We start from the raw sequence: 14765 nt of genomic DNA on the forward strand, positions 1-14765 counted from the left end.
CCGCGCTGGCGCGGGGGAGTCAAGTCAGCTGCCGGGCTTGGGCGTACGGGCCAGGCAATACACGTCCACCTGGCGGGCGCCGGCGTTTATCAACAAGCGCGCCAGGCTGTGGGCCGTGGCGCCGGTGGTGAGGACGTCGTCTACCAGCGCCAGATGTTGCCCGGCAACCTGGATGCCGGGGGCCAGGGCGAAGGCGTTGAGCAGGTTGCGTTTGCGGGTCTTGGCATCGAGGTCTTGCTGCGCCACGGTTTCATGGGGGCGCAGCAGCGCATGTTCATCAACGGGAATGTCTAGGGCGTGACTGAGCCAGCGGGCCAGCATCAACGCTTGATTAAAGCCGCGTTCGCGCAGGCGTTTACGCGCCATGGGCACGGGCAGCAGGCAGTCGGGGCGCTCCAGTTCGGCGTTATCGAGGCGATGTTGCAAGTGCTGTCCCAGCAGGCGCGCCAACAGATGCCCCAGCGGCCAACGCGCCTGATGCTTGAAGCGGCTGACCAGAGTATCCACGGGAAAACTGTAGGTCCATGGCGCGACCACTTGGTGAAAGGCCGGAGGCTGTTTTTGGCACTGGCCGCAGATCAACCCATCCATGGGCAAGGGCAGTGCGCAGCGCTCGCATTGTTCCATCAGCCATGGCAACTCTGTTTCGCAGGCGCTGCACACGGCCTCGGCTGATTCGGTGCTCTCATCGCAAATCAGACAGGGTTGTATGCTTTTTAACCAGATGTAAACTTGGTGATTGTACTCAGGTTGACAGTGCATGAATCTTCCTTAAATATGCCGAGCATCCGTGTCGTGCCTGTGGGTATTGCCCTACCCACAGCGCTTGCCAAAGCATAATCAAGGAATCGCCCATGAGCGCCAGCACCTCTGCCACCCTGCGTCACGATTGGTCTTTAGCTGAAGTCAAAGCCCTGTTCGTGCAGCCCTTCAACGACCTGTTGTTCCAGGCGCAGACCGTGCACCGCGCGCATTTCGACGCCAACCGCGTGCAGGTCTCGACCCTGCTGTCGATCAAGACCGGCGCCTGCCCGGAAGATTGCAAATATTGTCCGCAGTCAGGCCACTACAACACTGGCCTGGAAAAAGAGAAGCTGATGGAGGTGCAGAAGGTCCTCGAGGAGGCCGCTCGTGCCAAGGCCATCGGTTCGACGCGTTTCTGCATGGGCGCGGCGTGGAAACATCCATCGGCCAAAGACATGCCCTACGTGCTGGAAATGGTCAAAGGCGTGAAGGCCATGGGCCTGGAAACCTGCATGACCCTCGGTCGCCTCGACCAGGACCAGACCGAAGCCCTGGCCCAGGCCGGCCTGGACTACTACAACCACAACCTCGACACGTCCCCGGAGTTCTACGGCTCGATCATCACCACCCGCACCTACAGCGAGCGCCTGCAAACCCTGGCGTATGTACGTGATTCGGGGATGAAGATCTGCTCGGGCGGCATCCTCGGCATGGGCGAATCTCTCGATGACCGCGCCAACTTGCTGATCCAACTGGCCAACCTGCCGGAGCATCCGGAATCGGTACCGATCAACATGCTGGTGAAGGTAGCGGGTACGCCGTTGGAAAACGCCGATGACATCGACCCCTTCGATTTCATCCGCATGTTGGCGGTGGCGCGCATCCTGATGCCGCAGTCCCACGTGCGCCTGTCGGCCGGCCGCGAAGCCATGAACGAGCAGATGCAGGCCCTGGCGTTTTTTGCCGGCGCCAACTCGATCTTCTACGGCGACAAACTGCTGACCACCGCCAACCCCCAGGCTGACAAAGACATGCAACTGTTCGCACGCCTGGGCATCTTGCCCGAAGCCCGTGAAGAGCATGCCGACGAAGTGCACCAGGCGGCGATCGAGCAGGCGTTGGTGGAGCAAAAGAGCAGCGAGCAGTTCTACAACGCTGTGGTGTAACCACCTTTGGAATGCATCCCAGTGTAGGAGCTGGCTTGCCTGCGGTGACGGCGGCACTTTCAACGTAGAAGTGTCAGAAGGACCGCTATCGCAGGCAAGCCAGCTCCCACATTGGACGCAGTTGAACCTGTTAAATCGAGGCCAGCATGTCTTTCGATCTCGCCGCGCGCCTCGCTGCCCGCCGTGCCGACCATCTTTACCGCCAGCGCCCCTTGCTGCAGAGCCCCCAAGGCCCGCAGGTGGTGGTGGACGGGCAACCGTTGTTGGCCTTCTGCAATAACGATTACCTGGGCCTTGCCAATCACCCGCAAGTGATCGAAGCCTGGCGCGCCGGTGCGTCCCGTTGGGGCGTGGGCGGTGGCGCTTCGCATTTGGTGGTGGGCCACGCCACGCCGCACCATGAACTGGAAGAAGCCCTGGCTGACTTGACCGGTCGCCCGCGTGCCTTGCTGTTCACCACCGGCTACATGGCCAACCTCGGCGCGGTCACGGCGCTGGTGGGGCAGGGCGATACGGTACTGGAAGACCGGCTTAACCACGCGTCCTTGCTGGATGCCGGCTTGCTGTCCGGTGCGCGTTTCAACCGCTACCTGCATAACGACGCGGGCAGCCTGGCCAAGCGCCTGGAGAAAGCCACCGGCAATACCTTGGTGGTCACCGACGGTGTGTTCAGCATGGACGGCGACCTTGCCGACCTGCCCGCGCTGGCCCGTGAAACCCGGGCCAAAGGGGCCTGGCTGATGGTGGATGACGCCCATGGCTTCGGCCCGCTGGGCGCCAATGGCGGCGGTATCGTCGAGCATTTCGGCTTGAGCCAGGACGACGTGCCCGTGCTGGTTGGCACCTTGGGCAAAGCGTTCGGCACTGCCGGGGCCTTCGTGGCCGGCAGTGAGGACTTGATCGAGAGCCTGATCCAATTCGCCCGCCCGTATATCTACACCACCAGCCAGCCACCGGCACTGGCCTGCGCCACCCTCAAAAGCCTGGAGCTGCTGCGCAGCGAACAGTGGCGACGCGAGCACCTCAACGCGCTGATCCGCCAGTTCCGTTGCGGCGCCGAGCAGATAGGCCTGGCGTTGATGGACAGCTTTACGCCGATCCAACCGATCCTGATTGGCGACAGCGCCCGGGCACTGCGCCTGTCGCAGATGCTGCGCGAGCGCGGCCTGATGGTGACTGCCATTCGCCCACCGACCGTGCCGGCCGGCAGTGCCCGTCTGCGGGTGACATTGACGGCAGCCCACAGCGAAGCGCAGGTGCAGCTACTGTTAGAAGGGTTGCAAGCGTGTTTTCGCTTATTAGGCGACTCGGAGTCTGGCCATGCGTAATCGACTGATCCTGCTACCGGGCTGGGGCCTGGGTGTGTCACCGCTGGAACCGTTGGCCGCCGCGTTGCATGGCCTGAACGAGCACTTGCAGGTACAGATCGAACCCTTGCCGGCGCTTGAGGCCAGCGAACTCGGTGAATGGCTCGACGAACTCGATGCGACGCTGCCGGACAACGCCTGGCTTGGGGGCTGGTCGCTGGGCGGCATGCTCGCGTCGGAGTTGGCGGCGCGCCGTGGCGAGCGGTGCTGCGGTTTGCTGACCCTGGCGAGCAACCCGTGTTTCGTCGCCCATGATGGCTGGCCTCACGGGATGCCTGCCGAAACCTTCGATGCATTTCTGGCCGGCTGTCACGCTGATTCCCAAGTCACGCTCAAGCGTTTTGGCCTGTTGTGTGCCAAGGGGGCCGAAGACCCACGCGGCTTGTCGCGCTTATTGGTCAGCGGCGCGCCGAATACCTCCCCCAGCGTCTTGATGCCCGGCCTGGAACTGCTGGCCCAACTGGATACGCGGGCGGCCTTGCAGGCTTTTCGCGGCCCACAGTTGCACCTGTTTGCCGGCCTGGATGAGCTGGTGCCTGCCGAAGCCGCCAGCGACCTGCTGGCCTTGCTTCCCGATGTGGAAATCGGCCTGATTGAACAGGCCGGTCACGCGTTTCTTCTGGAAGACCCTAACGGAGTAGCCGGGGCTATCCAGGCTTTTTTGCATGAGTGTGTTGATGACTGACCTATCCCACCCGCCCTTGCCTGGGGGCTTGCCGGACAAGCGCCAGGTCGCGGCCTCGTTCTCCCGTGCGGCGGCCAGTTACGACAGCGTCGCCGAGTTGCAGCGTGCGGTCGGGCATGAACTGCTCGGCCGCTTGCCGCACGGTCTGGTGCCCCAGCGTTGGCTGGACATGGGCTGCGGCACGGGCTACTTCAGCCGCGTATTGGGCGAGCGTTTGCCCGGTAGCCAAGGTGTGGCGCTGGACATTGCCGAGGGCATGCTCAACCACGCGCGTCCGCTGGGTGGCGCCGCGCCCTTTATAGCCGGTGATGCAGAACGCTTGCCGCTTGCAGCTGACGGCTTCGAGCTGCTCTTCTCCAGCCTCGCGGTGCAGTGGTGTGCCCATTTTGATGCGGTGCTCAGCGAAGCCCAGCGTGTGCTGCGACCAGGTGGCGTGCTGGCCTTTGCCAGCCTGTGCGTAGGCACCCTGGATGAGTTGCGCGAAAGTTGGCGGGCGGCGGACGGCCTGGTCCACGTCAATCGCTTCCGCACCTTCGAGGCTTATCAGCAACTGTGTGCAGCCAGTGGTTTGCGCGTGATCAGCCTGGAGCGACAGCCCCATGTGTTGCATTACCCGGATGTGCGCAGCCTGACCCATGAGCTCAAGGCATTGGGCGCCCACAACCTCAACCCAGGCCGCCCGGGAGGGTTGACGGGCCGTGCGCGGATTGTCGCGCTGGTAGAGGCCTACGAGCAGTTCCGCCAGGCCCAGGGCCTGCCCGCCACTTACCAAGTGGTGTATGCCGTACTGGAGAAACCGCTATGAGCGCCGCGTACTTCATCACCGGTACAGACACCGATGTTGGCAAGACCACCATCGCCGCCGGCCTGTTGCATGCCGCCAGGCTCGCCGGCAAAAGCACGGCCGCCGGAAAGCCGGTGGCGTCGGGCTGCCAACTGACGGCCAAGGGGTTGCGCAATGCCGATGCGTTGGCGCTGCTGGCCGAGTGTTCCGTGCCGCTCAGTTATGCCGAAGTCAACCCGGTGGCCTTCGAGCCGGCTATCGCGCCGCATCTGGCGGCGCGCGAGGCGGGCGTCGGGCTCACGGTGCAATCGCTGCTCAAACCGATGCAGCAGATCCTGGCACGGGGCGCGGACTTCACTTTGATCGAAGGGGCGGGCGGTTGGCGCGTGCCCTTGGCCGACCAGGCCAACCTGTCGGACCTGGCCATGGCGCTCAAACTGCCGGTGATCCTGGTGGTAGGCGTGCGCCTGGGGTGCATCAGCCACGCGTTGCTCACCGCCGAAGCCATCGCACGGGATGGCTTGCCGCTGGCGGGCTGGGTGGCAAATATCATCGACCCCAAGACCTCCCGTCTGGAAGAAAACCTCGCCACCCTGGCTGAGCGCCTGCCCGCGCCTTGCCTGGGGCGAGTGCCGAAACTCAAACATGCCGGGGCCGCCGCAGTGGCCGAGTACCTGGAGCTGGACCTGCTTGACTGATTTTGGCTATCGCTAAGGCAATATGCCATTAGTGTTTTTGACGGGCCTTTTGCCAGGATGTCTGGTTCAATCGGGCTTCACGATTTTCTCAAAGGCAGGCTTACGCCATGGACATCTCTGGAAGCAGCGCGTTTTATTCGGGCCTGAGCAGCATTCAGACCGGGCAGAACCGTGTCGACCAGGCGGCCGGCAAGATTGCCAGCGCCGCGACCACCCAGCCATCGGCCGCGCAAAGCGACCGTCTGCAAGCCAATGACCGCGCCCAAGCGTCCAACTCGGCAAGCAACATGGTGGAAATGGCCCAGGGCAAGTTTCAAGTCGAGCTGGGGGCGAAAGTCGCCAAGGCTTCGGATGAAATGCTCGGTACCTTGATCGATACCTACGCCTGATCCCGTCCCACCCTGTAGGAGCGAGCTTGCTCGCGAAAAACGCCAACGATAACGCGTACCGCCTGGACTAGCACGGTGTGCTGATGTCCTTCGCGAGCAAGCTCGCTCCTACAAAAAACTTCATCTTTCCTAAAAGTTCTGTGTGGCATCCCGCCGCAGGCCTTAGCGTGCCTGACGCTGACCCGCGTCAAGACAAACGGCATCTGGCCGACGCTTGACAACCCTGGGTCGTAAACGTATGTTTCAAACACCTGTTTGACCGCCATAACAAATCCACGCGGTTGTTCATCCCAGCTACATCAGCAGAGGTTTATCGCTATGCCTGACTACAAGGCCCCCTTGCGTGATATTCGCTTCGTTCGTGACGAACTGCTCGGTTATGAAGCGCACTATCAGAGCCTGCCGGCTTGCCAGGACGCTACCCCGGACATGGTCGACGCCATCCTCGAAGAAGGCGCCAAGTTCTGTGAGCAAGTACTGGCACCCTTGAACCGCGTGGGCGACATCGAAGGGTGTACCTGGAGTGAGTCAGGCGTTAAAACCCCAGCAGGTTTCAAAGAAGCCTACAAACAATTCGTCGAAGGCGGCTGGCCAAGCCTGGCCCACGACGTGGAGCACGGTGGCCAAGGCCTGCCGGAATCCCTGGGCCTGGCTGTGAGCGAAATGGTCGGCGAAGCCAACTGGTCGTGGGGCATGTACCCTGGCCTGTCCCATGGCGCGATGAACACCATTTCCGAGCACGGCACCCCCGAGCAGCAAGACGCTTACCTGACCAAGCTGGTGTCGGGCGAATGGACCGGCACCATGTGCCTGACCGAGCCACACTGCGGCACCGACCTGGGCATGCTGCGCACCAAGGCCGAGCCTCAGGCTGACGGTTCCTACAAAGTCTCCGGTACCAAGATCTTCATCTCGGCCGGCGAACACGACATGGCCGACAACATCGTCCACATCGTACTGGCCCGCCTGCCGGACGCACCGGCTGGCACCAAAGGCATCTCGCTGTTTATCGTGCCCAAGTTCCTGCCCAATGCCGATGGCTCGGTGGGCGAGCGCAACGCGGTCACCTGTGGTTCCCTGGAACACAAGATGGGCATCCACGGCAACGCCACCTGCGTGATGAACTTCGACGCGGCCACCGGTTTCCTGATCGGCCCGGCGAACAAAGGCCTGAACTGCATGTTCACCTTCATGAACACCGCTCGCCTGGGCACCGCGCTGCAAGGCCTGGCCCACGCCGAGATCGGCTTCCAGGGCGGCTTGAAATATGCGCGTGATCGCCTGCAAATGCGCTCCCTGACCGGCCCGAAAGCACCGGACAAAGCCGCTGACCCGATCATCGTGCACCCTGACGTACGCCGCATGCTGCTGACCATGAAAGCCTTCGCCGAAGGTAACCGTGCGATGGTGTACTTCACCGCCAAGCAAGTGGACATCGTCAAGTACGGCACCGACGACGAAGCCAAGAAGCAGGCCGATGCCCTGTTGGCCTTCATGACCCCGATCGCCAAGGCGTTCATGACCGAAGTCGGTTTTGAATCGGCCAACCACGGCGTGCAGATCTACGGTGGCCACGGCTTTATCGCTGAGTGGGGCATGGAGCAGAACGTTCGCGACAGCCGCATTTCGATGCTGTACGAAGGCACCACCGGCATTCAGGCGCTGGACCTGCTCGGCCGTAAAGTGCTGATGACCCAAGGCGAAGCGCTCAAGGGCTTCACCAAGATCGTGCACAAGTTCTGCCAGGCCAACGAAGGCAACGAAGCGGTCAAAGAGTTCGTTGCACCGCTGGCGGCACTGAACAAAGAGTGGGGCGAGTTGACCATGAAGGTCGGCATGGCCGCGATGAAAGACCGTGAAGAAGTCGGCGCCGCTTCGGTGGACTACCTGATGTACTCCGGTTACGCGTGCCTGGCTTACTTCTGGGCCGACATGGCACGCCTGGCCGCCGAGAAACTGGCCGCTGGCACCAGCGAAGAGGCGTTCTACACCGCCAAATTGCAGACTGCGCGCTTCTACTTCCAGCGCATCCTGCCGCGTACCCGCACCCACGTGGCAACCATGCTGTCGGGCGCCAACAACCTGATGGACATGAAAGAAGAAGACTTCGGCCTGGCTTACTAAGCCTTACCGGGCTCTTCTAAAAACCGCCGCCTCCTTCGGGACGCGGCGGTTTTTTTGCACTCCTGTAGGAGCGAGCTTGCTCGCGAAGGCCGCTAACGATAATGCGGGCGGCCTGATTAAACGCGGTGCCGGTGACATTTTCGCGAGCAAGCTCGCTCCTACAGAAGGCGCGCATAAAAAACCGCAGTGATGCACTCAGGGATTGCGGTGAGCTGCCGTTACAGTGATGGCAATGTGATACATGCCCGGTCGGTTGTGCTTAACTGACCGCTTAGAGGCACAGTGCTATTATTTGTTTGCGGGTCGGAGTTTTACCCTTGTCACGCGTGTCCGCTGTACGTTTCAGCCATTTCCTACCTTCGCTGCTGCTGTTGCTGGCCGGGCTCTCGGCTGCGTACGTCAAGGACCTCAGCGTCTTCTTCACCTCGCTGTTCAACGTGTTGCCCACCCTGGTCCTGTTGCTTGGCGGTGCCTATTGCGCGGTGTATCGACGTCAGCGTGAACTGTTCCTGATGGTCACGGTGTACGTCGCCTATTTCCTGCTGGATACCCAGACCGACTTCTACCGTGACAACGGCCGCGTGCGTGAAGACGCTGCGGTGGTGTTCCACCTGTGCTGCCTGCTGTTGCCCTTGCTGTTCAGCATCTATGCGCTGTGGCAGGAAAAGACCCATCTGTTCCGTGACTTCGTCGCCCGCTGCGCGGTGCTGCTGGCGGTGGGCAGTGTGGCGCTGGCCTTGGAACAGAGTTTTCCCCAGGCCTTGCTGGGCTGGTTGGCGGAGATTCGCTGGCCGATGCTGCACGGCGCGTGGATGAGCCTGATCCAACTCTCGTACCCGATGTTCCTGATCGGCTTTCTCACTCTGGCCGCCCAATACTGGTACCAGCCGCGCCCGCTGCACGCCGCACAACTGGTGGGGCTGCTGGGGATGTTCTGGATGTTGCCGCAAACGTTCATCTTGCCGTTCACCCTCAACATCATGTGCAGCCAGGTGATGCTGATGATCGCTGCGGGGGTGGCGCACGAGGCGTATCAAATGGCGTTCCGTGATGAACTCACCGGCTTGCCGGGGCGCCGTGCGCTCAACGAGCGCATGCAGCGGCTGGGGCGTAACTATGTGCTGGCGATGAGCGACGTCGATCACTTCAAGCGTTTCAATGACACCCACGGCCACGACGTGGGCGACCAGGTGCTGCGCCTGGTGGCGAGCAAGCTGTCCAAGGTCAGCGGTGGTGGGCGGGCTTACCGTTACGGCGGTGAAGAGTTTGCCGTGGTGTTTGCCGGCAAGACTTTGGATGAGTGCATGCCGCACCTGGAGGAGATCCGCGAGATCATCGCCAGCTACGACATCAAGTTGCGCAACCCGGACCGCCCCCAGGACGACCATCAAGGCCGCCAACGCCGTGCGGGCAGCGGAGCATCCAGTGTGTCGGTGACGGTAAGCATCGGCGTGGCCGAGCGCCAGGCCGAGCAGCGCAGCCCCGACGAGGTGCTCAAGTCCGCCGACCAGGCGCTGTATGCCGCCAAGGGGGCGGGGCGTAATTGTGTGGTCGCGGCCGGGCAAACCCGCCGTGGCGCGGTGCGCATGCAAAGCGCTGCCGGTTGAGTAATGGCGCTGTATTCAGCAGCGCTACAGTGATTGTCCACGGCCATGGCCGGCAGTAGGTTAACCCTATCTGCTGCCGGAGACATTGCCATGCCTGAGTACAAAGCTCCCTTGCGCGACATGCGCTTTCTGATCGACACCGTATTCGATTTCCACGGCCACTATGCGGCCCTTGGCGCCACGGATGCCAGCCCGGACATGGTCAGTGCGATCCTCGAAGAAGGCGCCAGATTCTGCGAAAACGTACTCGCGCCGCTCAATCGCAGCGGCGATGAAGAGGGCTGCCATTTCGATAATGGCGTGGTGACCACGCCCAAAGGCTTCAAGCAAGCCTTTGCCCAGTATGTTGAGGGTGGCTGGCATGGCGTGGCGGCAGACCCGGCCTACGGTGGCCAGGGCCTGCCCCATTCCCTGGGCCTGGTGCTGAGCGAGATGATCGGCTCCAGCAACACCTCCTGGGGCATGTACCCGGGCCTGACCCACGGTGCGATGTCGGCCATCCACGCCCACGGCACCGACGAACAGAAAGCCACCTACCTGAGCAAGCTCACCGCTGGCGAATGGACCGGCACCATGTGCCTGACCGAAGCCCACTGCGGCACCGACCTGGGCTTGATCAAGACCCGCGCCGTGCCGCAGGCGGACGGCAGTTACTCGGTCACCGGCAGCAAGATCTTCATCTCGGCCGGCGAGCACGACATGAGCGCCAATATCATCCACCTGGTGCTGGCCAAGCTGCCGGACGCGCCGGCGGGTACCAAGGGCATCTCGTTGTTTATCGTGCCCAAGTTCCATGCCGACTCCGGCGAGCGCAATGCGGTGCACTGCGGCTCCATCGAACACAAGATGGGCATCAAGGCCTCTGCCACCTGCGTGTTGAACTTCGATGGCGCCAAAGGCTATTTGATTGGCGAGGCGAACAAGGGCCTGAACTGCATGTTCACCATGATGAACCACGCCCGCCTGGGCACGGGAATGCAGGGCCTGTGCAACGGTGAAGCGAGCTTCCAGGGCGCGATCAAGTACGCCAACGACCGCTTGCAGATGCGCTCGCTCACCGGCGCCAAGGCTCCGGAGAAAGCCGCTGACCCGATCATCGTGCACGCCGATGTACGCCGCATGCTGCTGACCATGAAGGCTTTCAACGAGGGCAACCGCGCGTTGACCTATTTCACCGCGCAACTGCTCGATACCGCGCACCTTGGCAGCGACGCTGGCCAACGCCAGGAAGCCGAGGACCTGTTGGCCTTCCTCACGCCGATCTGTAAAGCCTTCATGACCGAAACCGGCCTGGAGGTGACCAACCACGGCATGCAGGTATTCGGTGGTCATGGCTATATTCGCGAGTGGGGCATGGAGCAACTGGCCCGTGACGCACGGATTGCGCCGATCTATGAAGGCACCAACGGCATCCAGGCCCTGGACCTGCTCGGGCGCAAGGTGCTGGGCAGCCAGGGCAAGTTGCTGCGTGGGTTTACCAAAATTGTGCATAAGTTCTGCGCGGCCAATGCCGAGCATGCGCAACTCAAGGCCCATGTGGCGCAGCTCAATGAGCTGAACCAGCAGTGGGGCGAGCTGACCCTGAAGGTCGGCACGGCGGCGATGAAAAACCCTGACGAAGTGGGCGCTGCGGCGATGGATTACCTGATGTACAGCGGTTACATCATCCTTGCCTACTTGTGGTTGCGCATGGCGATCGCGGCGCAAGCCCAGGATGACCCAGGGTTTGCCCAGGCGAAGCTTGCGACCTGCGACTTTTATTTCAAGCGCCTGTTGCCGCGTACGGCCATGCACCGTGCTGCGGTGGAGGCGGGGAGCGAATGCCTGATGAGCTTACCGGCGCAGGCCTTTGCACTGTAGAGGTCACTGATTGCTCGGGGTCAAAATGTGGGAGCGGGCTTGCCCGCGAATGCGCTGGTACAGTCAAAGATGTAGCGACTGACACGCCGCATTCGCGAGCAAGCCCGCTCCCACAATGGTTTGTATGTGACTTATAAATACTTAATGGTCACGAACGGACCCTATGTGTCTTAAAAGTTGTTCGGGTACACTGGACGCCTGTAAAACCGATCCTATCGAATCACTTTTCACGTTCTCACGAGGTTTGCCATGGCTGATTACAAAGCGCCGTTGCGTGATATGCGCTTCGTCCTCAACGAAGTGTTTGATGTCGCTAATACTTGGGCCCAGTTACCGGCATTGGCAGACAGCGTTGACGCCGAAACCGTCGAAGCGATCCTGGAAGAGGCCGGCAAAGTCACCGCCAAATCCATTGCCCCGCTCAGCCGCGGCGGCGATGAGCAAGGCTGCCACTGGGCGGACGGCGCCGTGACGACTCCCGACGGTTTTCCCCAGGCCTACAGCACCTACGCCGAAGGCGGCTGGGTAGGCGTGGGCGGCGACCCGACCTACGGCGGCATGGGCATGCCCAAGGCGGTGTCGGCGCAGGTTGAAGAGATGATCAACTCGTCGAGCCTGGCTTTCGGCCTGTACCCGATGTTGACCTCCGGCGCCTGTGTCTCCATCAACACCCACGCCAGTGAAGCACTCAAGGCCACCTACCTGCCGAAGATGTATTCCGGTGAGTGGGCCGGTTCCATGTGCCTGACGGAAGCCCATGCCGGTACCGACCTGGGGATGATCCGCACCAAGGCCGAGCCTCAGGCGGACGGTTCCTACAAGGTCAGCGGCACCAAGATCTTCATCACCGGCGGCGAGCACGACCTCACCGACAACATCATCCACCTGGTGCTGGCCAAACTGCCGGACGCACCGGCCGGGCCCAAGGGCATCTCGCTGTTCCTGGTACCGAAGTTTTTGGTGAATGCCGATGGCAGCCTGGGCGCGCGTAACCCGGTGAACTGCGGTTCCATTGAGCACAAGATGGGCATCCAGGCCTCCGCCACCTGTGTGATGAACTTCGACGAAGCCGTGGGCTACTTGGTTGGTGAGCCCAACCGTGGCTTGGCGGCGATGTTCACCATGATGAACTATGAGCGACTGGGTGTTGGCATTCAGGGCTTGGCATCGGGCGAGCGCTCCTATCAGAACGCGATTGAATATGCCCGCGACCGTCTGCAAAGCCGTTCCCCGCTAGGCGCGCAGGCCAAGGACAAGCCGGCAGACCCGATCATCGTGCATCCGGATGTGCGTCGCATGTTGCTGACCATGAAGGCGGCGAACGAAGGCGGCCGGGCGTTCTCCACCTACGTGGCGACGCAGTTGGACATTGCCAAGTTCAGTGACGATGCCCAGGCCCGCGAGCGTGCCGATAACCTGGTGGCGTTGCTGACCCCGGTTGCCAAGGCGTTCCTCACCGACCTGGGCCTGGAAACCACCGTACTCGGCCAGCAGGTGTTTGGTGGTCACGGTTACATCCGCGAGTGGGGCCAGGAGCAATTGGTGCGTGACGTGCGCATCACCCAGATCTACGAAGGTACCAACGGCATTCAGGCCCTGGATCTGATGGCGCGCAAGATCGTCGGCAGCGGCGGTGCGTTCTATACCTTGTTCGCCGATGAGATCCGCCAGTTCATCGCCGCATCGGGCCCTGAGTTGGCCGAGTTCACCACGCCGCTGAGTGCGGCTGTGGATAACCTGGATGAGCTGACGGCCTGGGTGCTGGACCGCGCCAAGAGCAACGCCAATGAAATCGGCGCGGCCTCGGTGGAATACCTGCATGCGTTCGGCTACATGGCCTATGCCTATATGTGGGCGCGCATGGCCAAGGCGGCGTTGGGCAAAGAGGGTGAGGAGGATTTCTACGCCAGCAAACTGGGAACTGCACGCTTCTACTTTGCCCGTCTGTTGCCGCGTATCCACTCGTTGAGTGCGTCGGTAAAAGCCGGTAGCGAATCACTGTTCCTGATGGATGAAGCCCTGTTTTAAGGGCGCGGAGGGCGTGTAAGCATTCTCTTACATGACGTGCTGCTAATCGTCCTCTATCGCCACATTGGATCCACGGCTAATCTACTTCACATGGACGTCGCGCAGGAAGCGCAAAGCAACAACACGGACACGTAGGATTCTGCCAGGATGGCGGAGTGAAATGGATGTCAGGGAAACAGTCTGCAAAGCCCCGCTTCGGCGGGGTTTTCTTTTGCCCGCGAAAAAGTCAGGCGCTTGCCGGCGGGGCATTCATCACGTCTTCCAGCAGGGTGCGCAGCAACGCCACCGTCGCCTGCTGGCGTTGCACATCACGGCATACCAGCCCGACTTTCAGCGCTACCCTGGGCTCGCTCAAGGGTTTCCACAGCAGCGCCTTGCTGTTGTGTTCGTCCTGGGAGCGCCCAGGCAGCACTGTCGCCAAGCGGGTGTGAGGCAGGCTGTCGAGAATGCCCACCATGGTATTGAGCTCCGCCTGCACTTGCGGGCGCCGCCCGAGGTTGGACAGTTGGCCTTGCCAGATCTGCCGAACCTGAAACTCTTCCCCCAGCAGCAACATCGGTAATTCGGCGGCTTGTTTGAGCGAGACTTTCTTGAACTCGCGCAAGGGGTGGTCTTCAGGAATCACTACCTTCAACTCGTCTTCATACAGCAGCACGCCATGCAGGCCCGGCTGGCGGGGTGGCAGGTAGCTGATGCCAATATCGAGTGAGCCATTGAGCAACCGCCGCTCAATCTCAAGCCCGGTCAGCTCGTAGATCTGCACCACTAGATGGGGCTGGGCTTTGCGCACGCGCTCAAGCATCTGTGGTACCAGGCTGGTGTGCACGGTTTGCAGCACGCCGATGGCCAGGGTGCGCATGGCTTGGCCCTTGAAATTGCGCAGCGCCTCCACGGCTTGCTGCATGCCATCAATCAGCGGCAATGCGTGGTTGTATAAGGTGTGGGCCGCCAGGGTCGGCAACAGGCGCTTGCTGCTGCGTTCGAACAGGCTGACGTCGAGGTTCTGTTCCAGTTGGCGAATCTGTTGCGACAGCGCTGGCTGGGAGATGGACAGACGCTCCGCGGCACGGCCTACGTGGCCTTCCTCATACACCGCGACGAAATAACGCAGTTGCTTGAAATCCATAAGGTTTGCTTATCGAAAAAGCTGGAAAATCGAAATGGCCGCTGGCCCCCGAGGCGCCTAGTCTAGCGCCTATTCGCAGGGCTTACAGGGCCGGATCGGACAATGAACAGCGTTTTTGTTGATAGCGTTTACATAGGCAAGGCAAAAAATCTGAAGGCCTCATTGGCAGGCGGCATCGACCAAGGTC

General features: G+C 61.6%; 12 protein-coding genes. 10 read left to right on the plus strand and 2 right to left on the minus strand.

Annotated elements, in window-relative coordinates; genetic code table 11:
* Window positions 1-24: 24 nt before the first annotated feature.
* The gene (locus MF6394_RS17035) at window positions 25-762 is read right to left on the minus strand and encodes a ComF family protein (protein ID WP_078467114.1); all 738 of its coding nucleotides are present in this window, start codon (window positions 760-762) and stop codon (window positions 25-27) included.
* A 92-nt stretch (window positions 763-854) separates the two neighbouring features.
* Here MF6394_RS17035 and bioB point away from each other — a divergent pair, with 92 nt between their 5' ends.
* The 10 genes from bioB to MF6394_RS17090 all read left to right on the plus strand — a co-directional run bounded on the left by bioB (window position 855) and on the right by MF6394_RS17090 (window position 13452).
* Window positions 855-1910, plus strand: coding sequence for a biotin synthase BioB (bioB, locus tag MF6394_RS17040; protein ID WP_014720209.1), 1056 nt, complete (start codon window positions 855-857; stop codon window positions 1908-1910).
* Window positions 1911-2056: 146 nt separating this feature from the next.
* A complete protein-coding gene (bioF, locus tag MF6394_RS17045) occupies window positions 2057-3238 on the plus strand; it encodes an 8-amino-7-oxononanoate synthase (protein WP_069557412.1) in 1182 nt (393 codons plus the stop codon).
* Window positions 3231-3962, plus strand: coding sequence for an alpha/beta fold hydrolase (locus MF6394_RS17050; protein ID WP_078467115.1), 732 nt, complete (start codon window positions 3231-3233; stop codon window positions 3960-3962). Before bioF ends, MF6394_RS17050 begins: the two co-directional genes overlap by 8 nt.
* Window positions 3955-4767, plus strand: coding sequence for a malonyl-ACP O-methyltransferase BioC (gene bioC, locus MF6394_RS17055; RefSeq protein WP_078467116.1), 813 nt, complete (start codon window positions 3955-3957; stop codon window positions 4765-4767). The genes MF6394_RS17050 and bioC overlap by 8 nt, the downstream gene beginning before the upstream one ends.
* Window positions 4764-5444 carry a dethiobiotin synthase gene (gene bioD / locus MF6394_RS17060; RefSeq protein WP_047711931.1) on the plus strand — a complete coding sequence of 227 codons (681 nt, stop codon included), beginning with the start codon at window positions 4764-4766 and terminating at the stop codon, window positions 5442-5444. The genes bioC and bioD overlap by 4 nt, the downstream gene beginning before the upstream one ends.
* Window positions 5445-5551: 107 nt before the next feature.
* Window positions 5552-5833, plus strand: coding sequence for a hypothetical protein (locus tag MF6394_RS17065; RefSeq protein WP_044271747.1), 282 nt, complete (start codon window positions 5552-5554; stop codon window positions 5831-5833).
* A gap of 318 nt (window positions 5834-6151) precedes the next feature.
* Window positions 6152-7957, plus strand: a complete 1806-nt coding sequence (locus MF6394_RS17075) for a phenylacyl-CoA dehydrogenase (protein ID WP_020302163.1) — start codon at window positions 6152-6154, stop codon at window positions 7955-7957.
* Between the two features lie 317 nt (window positions 7958-8274).
* Window positions 8275-9564, plus strand: a complete 1290-nt coding sequence (locus MF6394_RS17080) for a GGDEF domain-containing protein (protein WP_069557410.1) — start codon at window positions 8275-8277, stop codon at window positions 9562-9564.
* 90 nt (window positions 9565-9654) lie between these two features.
* A complete protein-coding gene (locus tag MF6394_RS17085) occupies window positions 9655-11424 on the plus strand; it encodes an acyl-CoA dehydrogenase C-terminal domain-containing protein (RefSeq protein WP_078467118.1) in 1770 nt (589 codons plus the stop codon).
* Between the two features lie 249 nt (window positions 11425-11673).
* On the plus strand, window positions 11674-13452 hold the full coding sequence (locus MF6394_RS17090) for an acyl-CoA dehydrogenase C-terminal domain-containing protein (protein ID WP_078467119.1): 1779 nt from the start codon (window positions 11674-11676) through the stop codon (window positions 13450-13452).
* A gap of 226 nt (window positions 13453-13678) precedes the next feature.
* On the opposite strand, the gene MF6394_RS17095 is transcribed toward MF6394_RS17090, so the two are convergent.
* Complete coding sequence (locus MF6394_RS17095) at window positions 13679-14578, minus strand: LysR family transcriptional regulator (RefSeq protein ID WP_032895007.1); 900 nt, start codon at window positions 14576-14578, stop codon at window positions 13679-13681.
* Window positions 14579-14765: the final 187 nt, after the last annotated feature.

The organism is Pseudomonas sp. MF6394, assembly GCF_002018845.1.
Lineage (GTDB): Bacteria > Pseudomonadota > Gammaproteobacteria > Pseudomonadales > Pseudomonadaceae > Aquipseudomonas > Aquipseudomonas lactis.